This is a genomic window from Stenotrophomonas sp., from assembly GCF_050737075.1.
Taxonomy (GTDB): Bacteria; Pseudomonadota; Gammaproteobacteria; order Xanthomonadales; family Xanthomonadaceae; genus Stenotrophomonas.
This window is the reverse complement of the sequence record NZ_JBOHXV010000018.1, coordinates 1-18,510: the sequence shown is the minus strand read 5'-3', so window position 1 is coordinate 18,510 and position 18,510 is coordinate 1. Positions and strand designations below refer to the sequence as shown.

The 18,510-nt window shown below is 65.6% G+C and carries 21 protein-coding genes; 14 read left to right on the top strand and 7 right to left on the bottom strand.

The genetic code is table 11. The annotated features are described in order from the left end of the window. Window positions 1-8 precede the first annotated feature (8 nt). From ACREPD_RS06520 to ACREPD_RS06490, 7 genes are all read left to right on the top strand, one after another. Window positions 9-2,510, top strand: coding sequence for a hypothetical protein (locus tag ACREPD_RS06520; RefSeq protein ID WP_431598565.1), 2,502 nt, complete (start codon window positions 9-11; stop codon window positions 2,508-2,510). Further along, window positions 2,497-3,411: an RHS repeat domain-containing protein gene (locus tag ACREPD_RS06515; RefSeq protein WP_431598564.1), complete on the top strand. Its 915-nt coding sequence runs from the start codon at window positions 2,497-2,499 to the stop codon at window positions 3,409-3,411. The genes ACREPD_RS06520 and ACREPD_RS06515 overlap by 14 nt, the downstream gene beginning before the upstream one ends. Before the next feature lie 18 nt (window positions 3,412-3,429). Continuing rightward, window positions 3,430-3,984 (top strand): hypothetical protein, encoded by a 555-nt coding sequence (locus ACREPD_RS06510; protein ID WP_431598563.1) that lies wholly within the window; start codon window positions 3,430-3,432, stop codon window positions 3,982-3,984. 92 nt (window positions 3,985-4,076) lie between these two features. Beyond that, a complete protein-coding gene (locus tag ACREPD_RS06505) occupies window positions 4,077-4,592 on the top strand; it encodes a hypothetical protein (RefSeq protein ID WP_431598562.1) in 516 nt (171 codons plus the stop codon). Then, complete coding sequence (locus ACREPD_RS06500; RefSeq protein WP_431598561.1) at window positions 4,589-5,128, top strand: hypothetical protein; 540 nt, start codon at window positions 4,589-4,591, stop codon at window positions 5,126-5,128. Before ACREPD_RS06505 ends, ACREPD_RS06500 begins: the two co-directional genes overlap by 4 nt. Before the next feature lie 73 nt (window positions 5,129-5,201). Then, the gene (locus tag ACREPD_RS06495) at window positions 5,202-5,513 is read left to right on the top strand and encodes a hypothetical protein (protein WP_431598560.1); all 312 of its coding nucleotides are present in this window, start codon (window positions 5,202-5,204) and stop codon (window positions 5,511-5,513) included. A 195-nt stretch (window positions 5,514-5,708) separates the two neighbouring features. Further along, on the top strand, window positions 5,709-6,794 hold the full coding sequence (locus ACREPD_RS06490) for an NAD(P) transhydrogenase subunit alpha (RefSeq protein ID WP_431598559.1): 1,086 nt from the start codon (window positions 5,709-5,711) through the stop codon (window positions 6,792-6,794). Window positions 6,795-6,967: 173 nt separating this feature from the next. Here the strand turns inward: ACREPD_RS06490 and ACREPD_RS06485 are convergent, their stop codons facing one another. The 3 genes from ACREPD_RS06485 to ACREPD_RS06475 are packed head-to-tail and all read right to left on the bottom strand — an operon-like array spanning window position 6,968 to window position 8,289. Beyond that, window positions 6,968-7,396, bottom strand: a complete 429-nt coding sequence (locus tag ACREPD_RS06485; protein ID WP_431598558.1) for a DUF3106 domain-containing protein — start codon at window positions 7,394-7,396, stop codon at window positions 6,968-6,970. Between the two features lie 3 nt (window positions 7,397-7,399). Continuing rightward, window positions 7,400-7,729 carry a hypothetical protein gene (locus tag ACREPD_RS06480; protein ID WP_431598557.1) on the bottom strand — a complete coding sequence of 110 codons (330 nt, stop codon included), beginning with the start codon at window positions 7,727-7,729 and terminating at the stop codon, window positions 7,400-7,402. Further along, complete coding sequence (locus ACREPD_RS06475; protein ID WP_431598556.1) at window positions 7,726-8,289, bottom strand: RNA polymerase sigma factor; 564 nt, start codon at window positions 8,287-8,289, stop codon at window positions 7,726-7,728. Before ACREPD_RS06475 ends, ACREPD_RS06480 begins: the two co-directional genes overlap by 4 nt. Window positions 8,290-8,419: 130 nt before the next feature. Between ACREPD_RS06475 and ACREPD_RS06470 the strand changes: the two genes are divergently transcribed. Next, window positions 8,420-8,728, top strand: coding sequence for an NAD(P) transhydrogenase subunit alpha (locus ACREPD_RS06470; protein ID WP_421570848.1), 309 nt, complete (start codon window positions 8,420-8,422; stop codon window positions 8,726-8,728). Continuing rightward, a complete protein-coding gene (locus ACREPD_RS06465) occupies window positions 8,725-10,179 on the top strand; it encodes an NAD(P)(+) transhydrogenase (Re/Si-specific) subunit beta (RefSeq protein ID WP_431598555.1) in 1,455 nt (484 codons plus the stop codon). Before ACREPD_RS06470 ends, ACREPD_RS06465 begins: the two co-directional genes overlap by 4 nt. Window positions 10,180-10,313: 134 nt before the next feature. On the opposite strand, the gene ACREPD_RS06460 is transcribed toward ACREPD_RS06465, so the two are convergent. Beyond that, window positions 10,314-10,733 carry a hypothetical protein gene (locus tag ACREPD_RS06460; RefSeq protein WP_431598554.1) on the bottom strand — a complete coding sequence of 140 codons (420 nt, stop codon included), beginning with the start codon at window positions 10,731-10,733 and terminating at the stop codon, window positions 10,314-10,316. Between the two features lie 118 nt (window positions 10,734-10,851). Between ACREPD_RS06460 and sufT the strand changes: the two genes are divergently transcribed. The 3 genes from sufT (at window position 10,852) to ACREPD_RS06445 (ending at window position 14,853) form a co-directional block, all read left to right on the top strand. Next, window positions 10,852-11,403 carry a putative Fe-S cluster assembly protein SufT gene (gene sufT / locus ACREPD_RS06455; protein WP_431598553.1) on the top strand — a complete coding sequence of 184 codons (552 nt, stop codon included), beginning with the start codon at window positions 10,852-10,854 and terminating at the stop codon, window positions 11,401-11,403. Between the two features lie 61 nt (window positions 11,404-11,464). Then, on the top strand, window positions 11,465-12,562 hold the full coding sequence (locus ACREPD_RS06450) for a branched-chain amino acid aminotransferase (RefSeq protein ID WP_431598552.1): 1,098 nt from the start codon (window positions 11,465-11,467) through the stop codon (window positions 12,560-12,562). 548 nt (window positions 12,563-13,110) lie between these two features. Next, window positions 13,111-14,853: a S8 family peptidase gene (locus ACREPD_RS06445; protein ID WP_431598551.1), complete on the top strand. Its 1,743-nt coding sequence runs from the start codon at window positions 13,111-13,113 to the stop codon at window positions 14,851-14,853. A gap of 137 nt (window positions 14,854-14,990) precedes the next feature. Here the strand turns inward: ACREPD_RS06445 and ACREPD_RS06440 are convergent, their stop codons facing one another. The 3 genes from ACREPD_RS06440 to wrbA form a co-directional block, all read right to left on the bottom strand. Further along, window positions 14,991-15,476, bottom strand: coding sequence for an asparaginase domain-containing protein (locus tag ACREPD_RS06440; RefSeq protein WP_421570854.1), 486 nt, complete (start codon window positions 15,474-15,476; stop codon window positions 14,991-14,993). A gap of 100 nt (window positions 15,477-15,576) precedes the next feature. Continuing rightward, complete coding sequence (locus tag ACREPD_RS06435) at window positions 15,577-15,915, bottom strand: DUF2069 domain-containing protein (RefSeq protein ID WP_431598550.1); 339 nt, start codon at window positions 15,913-15,915, stop codon at window positions 15,577-15,579. Beyond that, the gene (gene wrbA, locus ACREPD_RS06430; protein ID WP_431598549.1) at window positions 15,912-16,502 is read right to left on the bottom strand and encodes an NAD(P)H:quinone oxidoreductase; all 591 of its coding nucleotides are present in this window, start codon (window positions 16,500-16,502) and stop codon (window positions 15,912-15,914) included. The genes ACREPD_RS06435 and wrbA overlap by 4 nt, the downstream gene beginning before the upstream one ends. A 72-nt stretch (window positions 16,503-16,574) precedes the next feature. Between wrbA and ACREPD_RS06425 the strand changes: the two genes are divergently transcribed. Both ACREPD_RS06425 and ACREPD_RS06420 read left to right on the top strand, forming a co-directional pair. Next, window positions 16,575-17,846, top strand: a complete 1,272-nt coding sequence (locus tag ACREPD_RS06425) for a YihY family inner membrane protein (RefSeq protein WP_431598548.1) — start codon at window positions 16,575-16,577, stop codon at window positions 17,844-17,846. Further along, complete coding sequence (locus ACREPD_RS06420) at window positions 17,846-18,430, top strand: TlpA family protein disulfide reductase (protein ID WP_431598547.1); 585 nt, start codon at window positions 17,846-17,848, stop codon at window positions 18,428-18,430. Before ACREPD_RS06425 ends, ACREPD_RS06420 begins: the two co-directional genes overlap by 1 nt. Window positions 18,431-18,510: the final 80 nt, after the last annotated feature.

The window sequence follows — 18,510 nt, the reverse complement described above, 5'->3', positions numbered from 1 at the left end:
CTACCGTGATGGCCTATGACGCCGCAGGAAACCTCGCCTGGTCTGCCGCAGGGGTGGCACTGACGGACCCGTCCAGCTGCTCGCAGGCGGAAGCAGCTGGCGCGCCGTCACGCGTGGATAGGACCTACGATCCAGTCGGGCGCGTGTTGAGCCTGCGGTTTACAGACAAGAACGGTGACCAGTTGTGGGGCTACTGGCCGGATGGTCTACCTCGCTTCGTGACCGCAAACAACGACGGCGCGATCTCAACCAGTCGCTACACCTACAATCTGCGCGGTCTGCTCACGCGGGAGTCCCTGGAGACCGGCAGCGGTGAGGTGCTCGCGTTGCATCGAACGTACGACGCAAATGCGTCGCTTGCGGCCTATCAGTATCCCGATGGGCTGCGCGTCGACTACGCGCCCAATGCGCTGGGAATGCCCACGCGTGCAGCCGACTTCGCGACGAACGTCCGGTATGAGCCTGGTGGCGACATTGCTGGCTTTCGCTATGGAAACGGCGTGGAACACACCCTGACCAGCAACGTGCGGGGTCTGGCGGAGAGGCGGCGGGACAGCGCCTCTGGCGCAGCGGTGCTGGATGACAGCTACGACTATGATGGAAATGGCAACGTGGTCGCCATCAGCGATGGCACACCGGGCAGTCGTGGCAATCGTGACCTGACCTACGATGGACTGGATCGTCTCGTCGCCGCGCAGTCGCCGATGTTCGGGAGTGCAAGCTATGGCTACGATGTCCTCGACAACCTGCGCAGGGTCGGAATCGCGGGACGCGATCATGACTACGTGTACGACGGGGCCAATCGCCTGACCAATGTCATTGATCGCACCACTCAGTCCACCGTCATCGGGCTCAGCTATGACATGCAGGGCAACCTGTCGCGCCGCAACGGGCGGGATTTCCTGTTCGATCATGGCAACCGATTGCGGAGCATTCCAGGGCTGGAGACCTACAGTTACGACGGTCACGGCCGCCGCGTCGGTGCTGTGAATGCGACCGGCGGCGCCATTCTGTCCTTCTATGACAGCGAGGGAGTGCTCCGATTCCAGCGAAACAACCGCGAGGCTGCTGCCCACGACTACGTCTACCTCAACGGAAGGCTGGTGGCGCGGCCCACCTCGCTTGCCGCACCCGCGCCACCTGTAGCCGAAGCGCCTGGCTGGAGTACGGATGGGAACTTCGCCGTCACGTGGAGTGGTATGAAGGGCGCAGCGTCGTACGACGTTTCCGAGGCGAGCGCTTCCGGAACGACGACCATTTACACCGGTACCGCACTGTCAGTGGCCGTGGAGGGGCGTGTGCCCGATCAGTACACTTATCGGGTGCGCGCCTGTAACGCAGCCGGGTGCAGCGTGCCGAGCAACGCAGTATCTACGTTCGTATCCAACCCGCCCCGTGAACCTGCCGGCATCACCGCGCCGCCTGTAGGTCCATCGGGCAACTTCACGATCACCTGGCAGCCGCCGCGCCCCCGCGAGACCGGGCCGACGACCTACCTCCTCGAGATGGAATCACAGGGGGCGTGGTCAGAGTCCTATCGAGGCGAAGCTTTGCTTCACGGATTCGTTGCGGTGCCGGCAGGGACGTATCGTTTCCGGGTGCGCTCATGCAATCCATGGGGATGCAGCAGTCCGGTACTCTCCGAGGCAACCCGCGTGGTCTATCCCCCGGCGACGCCTTCGCTGCACGTGCCGCACACGAACATCGGTGCTCAGTTGCCCGTTGCCTGGACTGCTTCCGAGGGTGCGGGACGGTACGAGCTGGATCAACGTTACGGAGGCGGTGGATGGGTACGTGCGTACACGGGTGCGCACACCGCCGTGACGCTCTCCAATCGTCTCAGCGGCAACTATGGGTATCGGTTGCGCGCCTGCAATGAGGGCGGCTGCAGCGCCGATTCCGCGGAAGCCACGGTACGCGTGGTTGTCCGGCCGGACGGCGCGCCGGCGCTGAGCGCTCCGGGCGGCAGTCACACCGGTTCCTACGCCCTGACATGGAATGCGTTGGCGCATGTGGACGCCTACGTGGTGCAGGAGCTGGTGCCGGGCGGAGGTTGGCAGGCTGTGCACAGCGGCGGTGGTCAGTCGGCGAGCCTGCAGGGCAGGTGGACCGGCGCGTGGCGATATCGCATACAGGCCTGCAATGCAGACGGATGCGGCCCCTGGTCCCGGGAATCGGTGGTCGACGTGCTTCTTCCTCCAGGCACGCCGACGATCACGCACAGCAAGAAAATCGCCATGCAGCACATGTCCGGGTCATCAAGGCGGTGTCGTGTCGAATGGAGTGCCGTGGCACATGTGGAGCGCCATGAACTGACGAACGCGAATGGCGCTGTAGCAGCCTTCAGCAGTGCCGAACGCAGCACGTCGGTCGTAGTTCGCAACGGCGGATTTCCTCAGCACGTCGCGTGCTGGTCACAGCACGCCGTGCGCGCCTGCAACGCCGCAGGGTGTTCCGCCTGGTCTCCCTTCCTGATTCAAGCCTATGAGTACATCGATGATCGTCCGTGAAATGGCAGTGAACTGGGTCGGCAGGCTGTTGTCCGGTATCGTGCTGCTCCTGGGTGCGTCGCTCTGCGACGCATCGCCCACGAGCGTCATCTACTACCACACCGATGCACTCGGGTCGGTGGTCGCGGTCACCAATGAGGCAGGGGAGGTCATCGAGCGCCGAGAATACGAGCCATACGGGCTTCGTATAGGTGGGGACTCAAGCGATGGTCCCGGCTACACCGGTCATGTCCACGACCGTGAGACCGGGCTGGACTACATGCAGCAGCGATACTACGACCCTGCAATCGGAGTGTTTCTATCGGTCGATCCGGTCGCCGTCGATGCCAGAAGAGGCGCGCTATTCAATCGCTACGCGTACGCGAACAACAATCCTTACAAGTTCACCGATCCGGATGGAAGGATGTTCTGGCTGGCTCCGGTCATCTTCGGCGCCGGGGCAATTCTTCACTCCGAACCGGCCAACGCGCCGGCGCGTGGTGAAGCGCTAGTAAGAACGTCACCAGGTGAGGCAGCTGCGGCCGCTATACCTGGAGCAAGGCCAGTCAAGGCTGCAATCAGCGCTACCAACGCAGTTGGGAAGTTGAGTCAGCAAGCAGCAAATCGTGAAGCAAAGCGCGAGGCTGGCATTCCTACGAGCCAGCAACCTAGCAGTCAATCGAATGGAAGAGCTTCGGATGGCACGCAGTTGGGGCGACAACAGAGCTATGAGGTCCCGAAGGCAGGCGGAGGAACTGAGACAAAGTCAGTCCAAATTTCTAGGGACACGCGGGGAGACCACGCCGACATGCCGCAGATTGAGGCGGGGGCTGTAAAGCCAGGCGGACAGGTCGATCCGGCGGGTAGGCCTCGAATCCAAAATGTAGATAAGATCCGAGTTGACTTTGATCCAAAGCGCTGACTATTTTCGGGTGAGGATGTGTCTGAAGAGAATAAAAGAGCTGATGAGTTGCGTCTGAAGCGCGCAGGCATCCTCAAGGCTCGGGAATTGGACCGCTTGCGTGGACTGCATGGGCATGCGCTTGCGTCCATCATTGCCAAGACGACAGGAGTATCGGTGGCTCTGGACGACTTTGACGTGAAACAGGGGTTGTCATTGAACTTCGATTGGCCCAAGAACCTTGCGCTTGCTCCGGGTTTGGCTGCGCCTTACGTGGGTAAGAGTGAAGCTGGAGAGTTGCTGGCTTGCATTCAAGAGAAGCTGACTTCAATAAGTGGATGGATTGGCTTTCATGACAAAGACTACCTTGGCTTTGCAAGGGTGGAAGAGGTTAGTCCGATCTCCCTCCTGGCTGTATCAGAAGCCACCGAAGATTCTGTTCTTTTCCATGTGGAGCGACCGCGCGGAATCATCTTCGTAGACTGTTACCCCTGCCCTCCGAGTGAGCCGTTCAGCGTCGTTGTGCAAGGAGCAGATCTTGCCATCGAGCTTGCGCCATGCTTTTCCTCGCGCGGCCCGCGTTCCGTGGCATGAGGGCGTTGGCCAGCACCAGCGTCACTTGGCACATCACCGATCCGGACGGGCGCTGTCCTCAATGCCTATGGGGCGCTCCTGTTGGCGCTGTAGTGAACATCAGTGTGCAGATGGCGATGGGAACAGGGACGTTGTCTGAAAGGTTTGCAGGCATCAACTTGACGCAGGTAGCGGTCGCAACGGTAGCGGGTGCGTTAAGCGGTGGCGTAAGCGCAATTGCGAATGGTGCTGCAACGACCGGAGGAACAGTTGCCGCCAATGTCATCGGCAACGCTGCTGTTGCGGCTTCGGCGACACAGGTAAACGCTCAGCTTGAGGGGCGAACGGCGTCCGCATCCGAAGTGGCTGTAGGCGCACTGGTGAGTGGCGCAACGGGAGGTTCAGGTGCTGCGGAATCTTCAATTCCCAGCGTGGCTTCCAAGGCAGCGAGCGCAGGGATGACGCAGAGAGATCGACTCGCTACCACTAATCTGCTGCAAGGAATAAAGGACGCCACCCCAGGATTCAAGGATTCCAACCAGGCTCCGGCCGCAGCAAATGCTTTTGGGATGGCTATTGGCGCGTCCGGTGAGTTGAAGCCGCTCATTGAGGAGGTGCGAAGCAAATGACGATTACGCCGGCGTTGCGCCGATTGCTAATTTATTGTTCGCAGGCCGTCGGTGTCTCAATTGCAACACATGGAATAGGCCGGCTGCTGTACGGATCCAAGTGGCCGTCGATTACCGTGTGCCTCCCTTTGATCCTTCTTGCATACGCGATTACGGGAACCTTCCAGGCACTATCTCGCTGGGCGCCCAACGTTTGCGGTAGCAAGTGCCGCGAAACACTGCTGCGCGAGAATCGGGGTGCCATTTTGACGGAAAATCTGCTTCTCCTCGGTGGCTTGGTTGCTGCAATCTCGATTTACCAAACCGGGGCGCTCCCGAATCAGGATTGGCGAGGGATGGCATTGGGAACCGGTGGCGGCTGTGTCATGGCACTGGCGTGGTTGGCTGTCGCAGCTGCTGTTAGCGGCCGCCAACCGAAGGAGGCCTACGTCGCATATGCCGTTTACTGCAACCTGCCCACAGTAGTGGTCTACTCGCTGATCCTGTGCTGTGTCTCAGCGTGTGTAGCTGCTTCGGTGAGCTTGCTGGTGGGCTGAGACGTGGCCTGGGATGCAGTCATTACAGGATGTCCGGAACCTCCGGATCAAGTGCGGAACGTAACGGCGAGTCATGAAAATTCTTGAAGGACGTACCATTTCATCGCTGATCAGGCAAAGTGAATGCTCCACGCATGGATGGTTGATGCTGGATATTGAGACTGTCACGGACCGTGATGCACCTGAGCTTGGCGATCTGTGGCACCGATTGGCTGCTGCAGAGTCGCTCGGGAGCGGAGTTCCGCAGGTGGAGTTCGATACCAATACACTCTGCCGTTCACTGGATCTTGCCAATCAGGTCTGGTGCCTGGACATCCGCTGTGTTCTTGATGGTGAGCGCAGGCTGATCATTGAGGATGGGGTCATGAGGAAGAATGCCCTCTAGTTCCTGCGGCTGGCCTGCGTTTGAAGCGTGCTCGGATTCGGCATGCTCCCTCTTCATTGAGGATGGGGAGGTCATCGAGAGCCTTCTATAGGGATACGATCCTGGAGCAGCGGGGCAGGTCTTGATGGGTAAGGGTGCCCCGGCCACCGTATCAGGCTAAGATCGGCGGGACTTACCGATCATCGGGGACAGGCAATGGCTGTCGAGGTTTTGGTGGTGAGGGAACGCGCGCCCGGCGAGCAGCGTGTGGCGATGACGCCCGAAACGGCGCGCAAGCTGATCGCGCTGGGCGCAGCGGTGTGGTTCGAACCCGGGGCCGGTCGCGGCGCAGGTTTCCCCGACCCTGCCTATCTCGAGGTTGGCGCGCAGCTGGCCGATGACGCGCGGCTTGGCCAGGCCGATATCGTGCTGTGCGTGCAGCCGCCGGAAACCGCGCGGCTGGGCCAGCTCAAATCCGGCGCCGCCCTGGTGGGCATGCTGCATCCGCAGGCCGATGCCGAGCGGGCCGGCATGATCCAGTCGCGCGGGCTGCAGGCGTTTCCGCTGGAGCGGCTGCCGCGTACCACGCGTGCTCAGTCCATGGACGTGCTCAGTTCGCAGGCCGGCATGGCCGGCTACAAGGCCACCTTGATTGCCGCTCAGCTGGCGCCGCGCTTCTTCCCGATGTTGACCACCGCGGCCGGCACCATTCGTCCCTCGCGGGTACTGGTGGTGGGCGCTGGTGTTGCCGGGCTGCAGGCCATCGCCACCGCGCGCCGGTTGGGGGCGCAGGTGGAAGGGTTTGACGTGCGCCCCGAGACGCGCGAGCAGATCGAATCGCTGGGCGGCAAATTCCTGGATCTGGGCGTGAGCGCCGTGGGCGAGGGTGGCTACGCCCGGCCGTTGACCGATGAGGAGCGCGCCGAGCAGCAGCGCCGGCTGGGCGAGCATCTGCGGCTGGTCGATGTGGTGATCTGTACGGCGGCGGTGCCCGGCCGGCCGGCGCCGAAGATCGTCAGCAGCGCGATGGTGCAGGGCATGCGCCCGGGCAGTGTGATCGTCGATCTCGCCGCCGAAACCGGCGGCAATTGCGAGGCGACCCGTCCAGGGGAGACCGTCGACGTCGGCGGCGTGACCGTGGACGGCCCGCTCAACCTGGCCAGCCAAGGCGCCGTGCATGCCAGCGAGATGTATGCGCGCAACCTGTACAACTTCGTCGCGCTGTTCCTGAAGGAGGGCGCGGTGGCGTTCGATTGGGAGGATGAGTTGCTGGCCAAAACCCGGTGGGTCGCGGCGGGATAACGCGGGCGAGGGGTAGCTGGACAACGCGACTGGTGATAACCCGACTGGGTAGAGCGGACTGTTAGTCCGCTGCCTCCGGGGCTTCGGGTGGATCCGTCGCGCTGCGCGCGACAGCGGACTAACAGTCCGCTCTACCCAGTCGGTTCCACCCCGTCGGTTCCACCCAGCGGGCTCTACCGCTTCGGAGTCGGCGGCAGATCCTTCGCCGGGTTGGCCTTCAACCACTCCTGCCGCTGCTCCGGGCTCATCTTCGCCCAGCGCTCGCGCAGTTCATCGCGCTGCGCCGGGCTCATGCTGCGCATCTGCGCGAACAGTGCGCGGGCCTGCTCGCGCTGCTCCGGGCTCATGTTCTCGAAACGGTGGCGGCCGCGCCGGGCCAGCTCGCGCTGCTCCGGGGTCATGCTCTGCCAGCGCTGGCCGTGCTGCAGCATGCGCTCGCGCTGCGGCGGCGGCGCGTCGTTCCAGCGGTCGCGCACCGGTGCGATCAGCACCTCGCGCTGCTGCGGGCTAAGTTTGTCCCACTCGGGTAGTGCCGAGCTCTGCGCCCAGCTCGTCGCGCTCAGCGTCAACAGCAGCAACCCCAGGGTCAGTCGCGGTTTCATGAATCACTCCATTGCCAGGTCGGTCGTGCCCAGCCACACGTACATATCGGGATTTTCGTCGAGCATATCGCTGTTGTCATCGCCCGCGCTGGCCGCCACCTGCACCGGCGGTGCCACCGGCGGATGGACGGTGAAGCTGTAGCCCAGCCCCAGCGCGACCACCGCCGAACACGCCGTGGCCAGCCACCAGCCGTGCACGCGGGTACGTCGCGGTACGGCGTGGCGCGCGGCGCGCAGCCGCGCCAGCGTGGCGGGGGAAAGCTGGGAAACCGCCTGCGCATGCAGCTGCTGCAGGGCGGCGTCGTTGGACAACGGGGGAAGCGGGCGGCTCACAGTTCGATCTCCAGGTGCTGCTGCAGCGCCTGCCGGGCGCGCGAAAGATGGGTTTTGACGGCGCCTTCGCTGCAGCCCATCGCGGCGGCGGTGGTTGCGCCGTCCAGCTGCTGCAGGACGCGCAGGGTGAAGGCCTCGCGCTGGCGCGCCGGCAGCTCGCGCAGCGCCTTCACCAGCTGCGCGTACTGGTCGCGCTGCTCGTGCGCCTGGGCCGGGCCCGGGCCAGGGTCGGCCCAGTCGATGTCGTGCTCGCCGCCCGCATCGTCGCTGCTGCGCCAGAAGCGCAGGCGGAAGCCGCGACGACGCTGCAGGTCCACTACCCGGCGGCGCAGGATGCTCCAGAACAGCGGCGACCATTCGGCGGCGGGCTTGTCGCGGTAGGCCAGCATGCGCAGCATCGCGTCCTGCACCGCGTCCAGCGCATCGTCGCGCTGGCGCAGGCCGGCCTCGGCGAAGCGGAACGCGCGCGGGCCGATGCCGGCCAGGAACACGTCCAGCGAGACCGGCAGCGTGGCGTCGGTGTCGGCAGGCATCGTCGGAAGGGAGGAGCTCACCAGCACAGGGTAGCGCTCGCGCAGGGGGGATACGGTGACAACGCGTGAGCGCGGCTTTGGTTGACCGGCCTGCAGAACGGTTCAGCGCATGGTTATGATGCAGGGGACGGGATGACCGCCTGGAAGAGGGACTGCAATGAGCGACGGGTTCGTGGCGTTGTACATCTTCATGCTGGCCGCGATCGCGGGCCACGTGATCATTTCGCGGGTGCCGGTGATCCTGCATACCCCCCTGATGTCCGGGTCCAACTTCATCCACGGCATCGTGCTGATCGGTGCCATGGTGGTACTGGGCCACGCGCAGACGCCGCTGGAGAAGATCATCGGCTTCATCGCCGTGGTGCTCGGCGCGGGCAATGCGGCCGGCGGCTACGTGGTGACCGAGCGCATGCTGGACATGTTCAAGCCCAGCCAGAAGCGCGGTGACGGGGAGAAGGCACCTTGAACGTCACCACGGCGCAACTGCTGCAGTGGCTGGTGCAGGTGAGCTACCTGGTCGCGGCCACCCTGTTCCTGCTGGGCCTGCAGCGCATGGCCTCGCCGATGACCGCGCGCAGCGGCATCCGCTGGGCCGGGCTGGGCATGCTGATCGCCACGGTGGCGACCTTCTTCCTGCCCGAACTGCACAACGTGCCGCTGATCCTGGCGGCGGTGGCGATCGGCACCGGCGTGGTGTGGTGGTCGGCCAAGCGCGTGGCGATCACCGACATGCCGCAGATGGTAGCGCTGTACAACGGCATGGGCGGTGGTTCGGCCGCGGCGATCGGCGCGGTGGAACTGCTGCGGTTCTCGTTCCTGGCCAACCGCGATACCAGCCACTGGAGCGAGCAGGCATTGGCCGAGCTGGCCGCGCGCCAGCCGTCGGCAACGGTGCTGGTGCTGGCCATCGTCGGCTCGGCGATCGGCGCGGTGTCGCTGTCCGGTTCGATCATTGCCTGGGCCAAACTGGACGGTCGGCTGGACCGGCGCGTGACCTTCCCCGGCCAGCAGGCGTTCAACCTGCTGGTGGCCGTGGCCATGTTCGGCCTGGGCATCTGGGCCGGGGTGAGCCTGAGCCCGGTGGCGATCGTCAGCTTCTTCGTGGTCGCGCTGGCGCTGGGCGTGCTGATGACGCTGCCGATCGGCGGCGCGGACATGCCGGTGGTCATCTCGCTGTACAACGCCTTCACCGGCCTGGCGGTCGCCTTCGAGGGCTACGTGCTGGGCAACGAGGCGCTGATCATCGCCGGCATGATGGTGGGTGCCGCCGGCATCCTGTTGACCCGGTTGATGGCCAAGGCGATGAACCGGCCGATCAGCGGCGTGCTGTTCTCCAACTTCGGCGGGGGTGGCACGGCGCAGGAAATCACCGGCGCGCAGAAGCCGATCGAGGCCAGCGACGTGGCCGCCATGCTGGCGTTCGCCGAACGCGTGGTGATCGTGCCCGGCTACGGCATGGCCGTGGCCCAGGCCCAGCACAAGGTGTGGGAACTGGCGCAGCGGCTGATCGAGCGCGGGATCAAGGTCAAATTCGCCATCCACCCGGTCGCCGGGCGCATGCCCGGGCACATGAACGTGCTGCTGGCCGAGGCGGGGGTGCCCTATGACCTCATCGCGGACATGGACGACATCAACCCGGAGTTCCCCACCACCGACGTGGTGCTGGTGATCGGCGCCAACGACGTGGTCAATCCGGTCGCGCGCACCGACCCGGCCAGCCCGATCTACGGCATGCCGATCCTGGACGTGGTTAACGCCCGCAACGTGGTGGTGATCAAGCGCGGCAAGGGCACCGGCTTTGCGGGCATCGAGAATGCCCTGTTCTATGCCGACAACGCGCGCATGCTCTACGGCGACGGGGCGGGTGCGGCCAGCGCGCTGGTCAGCGAGCTCAAAGCCCTCGACGGCGGGCACTGACGGCATGCGTGCGGGAATAGCCCCCTGAGTCAGGGGGCGGCCGCGAAGCGGCGGGGGTATGGGGGAATGGTGATGCGCGGGGCCCGCGGTTTGCGCAGCGAACCGTGGGAGCGCCAGCGCAGAATGCGTTGGCGTTACCGCGCGACCCACCATCCAACGACCAGAGCCACACCCAGCCACAACAGCTCGGCAGCCCCGTTGGCCAACTGCAGCAGCGTGAAGGCCATGAACGGGCCCATCCGCAACGCTGAATTCCACGGATCCAGCCCCAGCGAGCCGCCCAGGTAGGCCGAGGCGATGCCCCAGTTGGCCGCCAGCGCCACCAGCAGGGTGCCGGCGAGCGTGATCCCGACCCGGAGCGGGCCGGCGCCCAGGCTGCCCAGGCGCAGCATGAACCCCAGTTCCAGTGCCGCCAGGACGGCCATCCAGCCTGACTGGCGGCCGCTCAGCAGCGCGATGAACAACCAGGCCAGCGTGGCCGTGACGACTCCGATCAACAACAGCGGGGGCCAGAGCCAGTGAACCGACCTGGCGGGCGCAGACGTGGGCGACATGCATTCTTCCATTGAGTCGCCACAGGATACCGGCTTGCGGGGTGACCGGCGCGTGGGCGGCCACTGGGCTAAAATGGCCGTCTTGCGGGAATTGGCCGCGACCCCCATATCGATCCACATGTACTCCCGTAGCAGCGAACCCGTCCACTTCGAACGCGACTGCGAGGCCGTCATGGTCCCGCAGGGCGAAACTGTCACCCTGCCGGCCGGCAGCTATGGCTACATCACCCAGGCCCTGGGTGGCAGCTATACCGTGTTTGTCGAAGGCAATCTGTTCCGCATCGCCGGCAAGAACGGTGACGCCATCGGCAAGGATCCGGTGCCCGCGCTGGAACTGCCCGCCGACGCCTCCGACGAGGAGGTCGAAAAGCTGGTGTGGCAGCAGCTGCGGACCTGCTTCGACCCGGAAATCCCATTCAACATCGTCGACCTGGGCCTGGTCTATGAAGTGGAGCTCAAGCACCTGGACGACGGCCAGCGCGAGGTGGACGTCAAGATGACCCTCACCGCGCCGGGCTGCGGCATGGGCGATATCCTGGTGGACGACGTGCGCAGCAAGCTGGAGATGATCCCGACGGTGGCCGAGGCCGATGTCGAGCTGGTCTTCGACCCGCCGTGGAACCAGCACATGATGTCCGAGGCTGCCCGCCTCGAAACCGGCATGCTGTAATTGATCCGCCGCAGGCGTCTTGGCGGCGTGTGTTCCCCGTAACCAGAACAGGAAATATCCGGTGTCCCAGTCTTCCGTGAGCTTCACCACCACCCGTTCCGCCCAGCCGCGCAGCAGCGAGGCGCGCGAGCGCATCCTGGCCGCCCCCGGTTTTGGTCTGCACTTCACCGACCACATGGTGGAAGTGCGCTGGGACAAGGACACCGGCTGGCACGATGCCAGCGTGCGCCCGTACGGCCCGCTGCAGCTGGACCCGGCCGCCGCCGTGCTGCATTACGGCCAGGAAATCTTCGAAGGCATCAAGGCCTACCGCCATGCCGACGGCTCGATCTGGACCTTCCGCCCGGACGCCAACGGCCGCCGCCTGCAGCGTTCGGCGCAGCGCCTGGCTCTGCCGGAGCTGCCGGTCGACATCTTCGTCGAGTCGCTCAAGCAGATGATCGCCGTGGACGCCGACTGGGTGCCGTCGGCCGACGAATCCAGCCTGTACTTCCGCCCGTTCATGATCGGCGATGAGGCCTTCCTGGGCGTGCGTGGCGCGCAGAAGGCCGGTTACTACGTCATTGCCAGCCCGGCTGGCCCGTACTTCGCCAAGGGCGTGGCCCCGGTGTCGATCTGGCTGTCCACCGAATACGCGCGTGCGGCCAAGGGCGGCACCGGCGCGGCCAAGTGTGGTGGCAACTACGCCGCCTCGTTGCTGCCGCAGCAGAAGGCGCAGGCGCAGGGCTGCTCGCAGGTGCTGTTCCTGGATCCGGTCGAAGGCAAGTACCTGGAAGAACTGGGCGGCATGAACGTCTTCCTGGTCTACAAGGACGGCACCCTGGTGACCCCGGAACTGTCGGGCAGCATCCTGGAAGGCATCACCCGCGAGAGCATCCTGCAGCTGGCCCGCGACCGCGGCATGAAGGTCGAGGAGCGCAAGGTCACCATCGACGAGTGGAAGCAGGGCGTGACCTCCGGCGAGATCGCCGAAGTGTTCGCCTGCGGCACCGCCGCGGTGGTCACCCCGATCGGCCAGCTCAAGGGCGAGGGCTTCGAGGTGGGCGACATCAACGCGCCGGCCGGCGAAGTGACCATGTCGCTGCGCAAGGAACTGACCGACATCCAGTACGGCCGCCTACCGGACCGCCATGGCTGGCTGGTGCGCCTGGACGCGTGATCTGACGCGCCGCCGCTGAACGTCCAAGGCCCGCCTGGCAACATGCGGGCCTTTTTCATGGGCGCTCGACAGGCAGCCACGCAGGGCGTGGCTCTACCGTGCAGCCACCCATGGGGTGGCTCTACATGCGGGTGGCGCGCGGCGGTAGAGCCACCCCATGGGTGGCTGTCGCGGTGCATGCCGACCCCGCGTCTAAACGATCCAAATGCCCGTAACGCATTGATGCGCAAGCCATGTCTTGCCATTGACGCACAAGACAGTGACGCAGGACACGGAATGCCGCGATGCAGGCACGTGGCCTATCAAAAAGTTTCTTCACATTCACAAACCCTTGACCCTGAATGTCTCAGATCGAAACTTTCACAAGCCTGAAAGCGGGCTGAAACGTTGTTGGGGTGGGTCGAAACCACTAGCGTCCGGGGTCGGGCGGTTCGTAAGGGGAAACCGATCCATCTTTCAGGTTCGATCCGCGCCATCTCTCCAAAGCGACCGGATCGCGCCGACCTCCGCCGCATCGACGGCATCTTTCAGTCCTAAAGGGAAATCCGATGTCTCATGATTCGCAGCGTCTGCGCCAGCGTGCATTGGTTGTACTCAGTGGTTCGGTTCTTTCGACCCTGCTCCTGGCCGCGCCGGCCTTCGCCGGCGATGTGCAGCTGAGCGGGTTGTCCTCCGCACCCACCCACCAGCGCTTCATCGTCAAGTACAAGGACGGCAGCACGGACGTGGCCACCCCGACCGCGCTGGCCAGCTCGCTCAAGGCGGCGGCGTCGGCGGTTCCGGCCGCGCAGGGTCGCGCGCTGGGCCTGCAGAAGCTGCGCCAGCTGGCCATCGGCTCGACCGTGGTCAAGGCTGACCGTCCGCTGGATGCGGCCGAGTCCGAACTGCTGATGCGCCGCCTGGCGGCCGACCCCAACGTGGAATACGTGGAGGTCGATCAGCTGATGCACGCGACCCTCGTGCCCAACGACGCGCGCCTGTCCGAGCAGTGGGGCTTCGGCACCAGCAATGCGTCGATCAACGTGCGCCCGGCGTGGGACAAGGCCACCGGCACCGGCGTGGTCGTGGCGGTGATCGACACCGGCATCACCAACCATCCCGATCTGAATGCCAACATCCTGCCCGGCTATGACTTCATCAGCGACGCCGCCATGGCGCGCGATGGCGGTGGCCGCGACAACAACCCGAATGACGAAGGCGACTGGTACGCCGCCAACGAATGCGGCGCCGGCATTCCGGCGTCCAACTCCAGCTGGCATGGCACCCACGTGGCCGGCACCATCGCCGCGGTGACCAACAACAGCACCGGCGTGGCCGGTACCGCGTACAACGCAAAGGTGGTGCCGGTGCGCGTGCTCGGCAAGTGCGGCGGCTACACCTCCGACATCGCCGATGCGATCGTGTGGGCGTCCGGCGGCACCGTCAGCGGCGTGCCGGCCAACGCCAACCCCGCCGAAGTGATCAACATGTCGCTGGGTGGCGGTGGCAGCTGCTCGACCACCTACCAGAACGCGATCAACGGCGCGGTCTCGCGCGGCACCACCGTGGTGGTGGCAGCGGGCAACAGCAATGCCAACGTGTCCTCGTCGGTGCCGGCCAACTGCGCCAACGTGATCGCGGTGGCCGCCACCACCTCGGCCGGTGCGCGTGCCAGCTTCTCCAACTACGGTGCAGGCATCGACGTGTCGGCCCCGGGCCAGGCGATCCTGTCCACGCTCAACAGCGGCACCACCGTGCCGGGCGCTGCCTCGTACGCGTCCTACAACGGCACCTCGATGGCGGCGCCGCATGTGGCCGGCGTGGTCGCGCTGGTGCAGTCGGTCGCGCCGACCGCGCTGTCGCCGGCGGCCATTGAAACCCTGCTGAAGAACACCGCCCGGGCCCTGCCGGGTGCCTGCAGCGGCGGCTGCGGCGCGGGTATCGTCGATGCCGATGCGGCGGTGACGGCGGCACTGGGCGGGACCAACCCGAACCCGGGCACCGGCACCGTGCTGCAGAACAACGTGCCCGTCACCGGCCTGGGTGCCGCCGCGGGGGCATCGCTGGCCTACACCGTCACCGTGCCGTCGGGCAGCACGCAGCTGAAGGTGAGCATTGCCGGCGGTAGCGGCGATGCCGACCTGTACGTGCGCTCGGGCAGTGCGCCGACCGACACCGTGTACAACTGCCGCCCGTACCTGAGCGGCAACAATGAAACCTGCACCATCAGCGCGCCGGCAGCCGGCACCTGGCACGTCCGGGTGAAGGCCTACAGCACCTTCTCCGGTGTGACCCTGACCGCGCAGTACTGAGCCCAGCCCCTCTCCAATGGGCAGCGCCCCGGCCTCGGCCGGGGCGTTTTTGTTCATCGGTACGATGAACAAAAAGCGTATTCAAAGGTCGCCCGACCAACGGTCGGTTGCTACCGAGGTTTGAGGCGGTTCCCGCCTCAAGCCTCCTCGAATCGATTCGCGGCGACGTTCTTGCGCACGTGTTCGGGATTCCAGATGCGGCCGTTCATGGCGATGTACACGCCCGGCTGCAGCGACTGCACCGCGCCGATCGCGCAGCCGATGTTGAACTCGGCATCCGAACCCCGGAAGCGTGCCGGACTCAGCGCGCCGGTCATCACGATGGTCTTGTCGGCAATGCTCTTGAGCACCTGGCCGGTCTGCACCATCGAGTCGGTACCGTGGGTGACCAGCACGTGGCGGGTGGGCTGCGCGGCGATGGTGGCGCGGATCAGTTCGCGGTCCTCATCGGTGATGTGCAGCGAGTCCTTGCGCAGGATCGGAATCACGTTGAAACGGAAGGTCACGCCCAGCTCGCGCAGGATCATCCCGATCTGCGGATCGCCGATCTGGTAGTCCGACTTGTCGTCGAAGTAGATCTTGTCGATCGTGCCACCGGTGGTGATGATCAGTAGTTCTTCCATTGCAGCAATCCTGGTTGACGATGAGCTGCGCGGCAACGACCCGCGCCCGGACGCCATGATACCGCGCGATCCGCTGGCACCGGGCGCTGCCCTGGCGGCCTCAACGCTTCCTGCCGAACCGCCTGCGCAGGCCGGGGGCGCAGGAAACGCCGATCACCGCCAGCGCCAGCAGCAGCTCCAGCCAGGCCCACAGCGCGGTTTCCGGGTGGCTCCAGGCGCTCATTACGCCATGGCTGAACCAGAACAGGGCCAGCACGCCGGCCCAGAACATCGCGTTGCCGCGTCCGGTCAGCACGCCAATGGCCAGCAGCACGGGTGGGGCGGTGAAGACCAGCTGGCTGGCCAGCCAGTGCCGGTCATGCGCGAACCAGACGGCGAATACCGCCGCCAGCGCCAGCAGCAGTGCGGCCAGGATCCCCTTCTGCGCGCGCGCACTCATCCCAGCCGCCGTGCGATGTCGGCCACCCGGCGGCCCAGCGCACGCGCCAGGATGGCCTCGTCCTCGCTCGGCACCGGGTTGTCGTCCGCACCGGCCACGTGGCTGGCGCCGTAGGGCGTGCCCCCGGTGGTGGTGTGGCTAAGCGCCGGCTCGGTGAACGGAATGCCGACGATCAGGCAGCCGTGGTGCAGCAGCGGCACCTGCATCGACAACAGCGTGGACTCCTGGCCGCCGTGCAGCGACGCGGTGGAGGTGAACACGCCGGCAGGTTTGCCGGCCAGGGTGCCGTTGACCCACTCGGCCCCGAGCCCGTCCAGGAAGTGCTTCACCGGCGCGGCCATGTTGCCGAAGCGGGTCGGGCTGCCCAGCACCAGCCCGGCGCATTCGGCCAGATCTTCCACGCTCACATATGGCGCGCCTTCGTCGGGCACCGGCGGTCGTGCGGTCTGCGTCACTGCCGCTACCGGCGGCACCGTGCGCAGGCGCGCGCCCATGCCGGGCACTTCGCCGATGCCGCGCGCGATCTGGCGCGCAAGCCGTGCCACCGAACCGCCGCGGCTGTAGTACAGCACCAGAATCTCCGCCATCTCGCTTCCGTTGTGTCCAGTCGAGCCGCAGTATGGCATTGCCTCCACCCGGCTTCAGGTACCCTTGCCTCGATGGAACCCTTGGATACCCTCAACCTGTGGATGGAGCGCGTGCGTGATCGCGCACGCTCGGCCAGCTTCGGCCGCTTCCTGTGGCGCCGCTTCCTGGACGACCGCCTGTTCCAGGCCGCCGCCTCGCTGGCCTACACCACCGTGTTCGCGCTGGTGCCGCTGGCCATCGTGGTGTTCGGCGTGCTGTCGGCGTTTCCGGTGTTCGACCGCTGGAGCGACACGCTCAGCGATTATGTGTTCTCCAACTTCGTGCCCAGTGCGGCGCGTGCCGCCGAGGGCTACCTGCGCCAGTTCTCGGCCAGTGCGGGCCAGCTCACCGCCGCCGGTTTCATCGCCCTGGTGGTGTCGCTGCTGATCACCCTCAACAGCGTGGAGACCACCTTCAACCAGATCTGGCGGGTCAGCTCGGCACGCCCCAAGCTCACCCGTTTCCTGGTGTACTGGACGGTGTTGACGCTGGGCGCGATGCTCGCCGCCGCCTCGCTGGCGGTCTCGGCGCGGGTGTTCGCGCTGCCGCTGTTCGGCACCAGCGAAGGCCGCCTGCTGGCCAACGCCTCGCTGACGCTGGCGCCGATCCTGATCGAATTCGTCTGCATCATGCTGGTCTACCGCGTGGTCCCGCATCACCTGGTGAAGTGGCGGCATGCCATTCCCGGCGCGATCCTGGCAGCGGTGATGCTGGAGCTGGTGAAGTGGGGCATGGGCGCCTACCTGGGCAGTTTCCAGTCCTACCAGAAGCTCTACGGCACGGTGGCGTTCGTGCCGATCCTGCTGCTGTGGATCTACCTGTGCTGGGTCTCGGTGCTGCTCGGCGCGTCGCTGGCCTCGTCGATCGCCGCGTTCCGCTACCAGCCGGCCGACCTGCGGCTTCCCACCGGTTATGAGATCTACGGCCTGCTGCGGCTGATCGGGCGCTTCCAGCAGGCGCGGGTCGACGGGCGCGGGCTGGATGACGATGAGATCCTGCGGCTGGAGCCCATGCTGACCGACTCGCTGCTGCAGACCATGCTCTGTGACCTGGAGGCGATCCGCGTGGTACGCCGCGACGAGCAGGGCGAGTGGCTGCTGGCGCGCGACCTGGAGAAACTCACGCTGGCCGATCTGTACGAAACCACGCAGATGCGCATTCCGGTGAAGGAAGCCTACCTGCCGTACCGCGAGGACAGCCTCGGCACCGCCTCGGTGGCCGCGCTGGACGCGTTGCGCCTGCCCCTGCGCGAGCTGCTCAAGCGCCGCGTCAGCGATATCTATTCCACCCCTGGAGAGAAATGATGACCCTCAAGCCCCTGCTGCTGGCCGTGAGCCTGCTGGCCCTGGCCGGCTGCAACAAGCCCGCCGCGCAGCCCGACGCCGCTGCACCGGCACCGGCTGCACCGGCACCGGCGGCCGCCGATGCACCGGCCGCAGCCGATCCGGCCACGCCTGCGGAAGCGGTCGCCGAACGCAAAACGGCCGATGAGCCCCGGCTGGTCGCACCTACGGTCGACGGTGGCACCTATGACCTGGCCGCGCACCGTGGCAAGTGGGTGGTGGTGAACTTCTGGGCCACCTGGTGCGCACCGTGCCGCAAGGAAATGCCGGAGCTGTCGGCGCTGCATGCCATGCGCGATGAGATCGAAGTCGTGGGCCTGGCCTTCGAGGACATCGAGCCGGTCGAGATGAAGGCGTTCCTGCAGAAGCGTCCGGTCACCTATCCCATCGTGATCGTGGACACCTACAACCCGCCGGAAGACTTCGCCATTCCGCGCGGCCTGCCGATGACCTACCTGATCGCGCCCGATGGCAAGGTCGCCAAGGAATTCCTGGGTCCGGTCACGGCGCACGACATCGAAGCACGGATCGCGCAGGGGAAATGACGCGGTAAAACCCGACGGCATGGACCCGATGGCATGGCGCCGACGGGGTAGAGCCGACCGGGTAGAGCCGACTGTTAGTC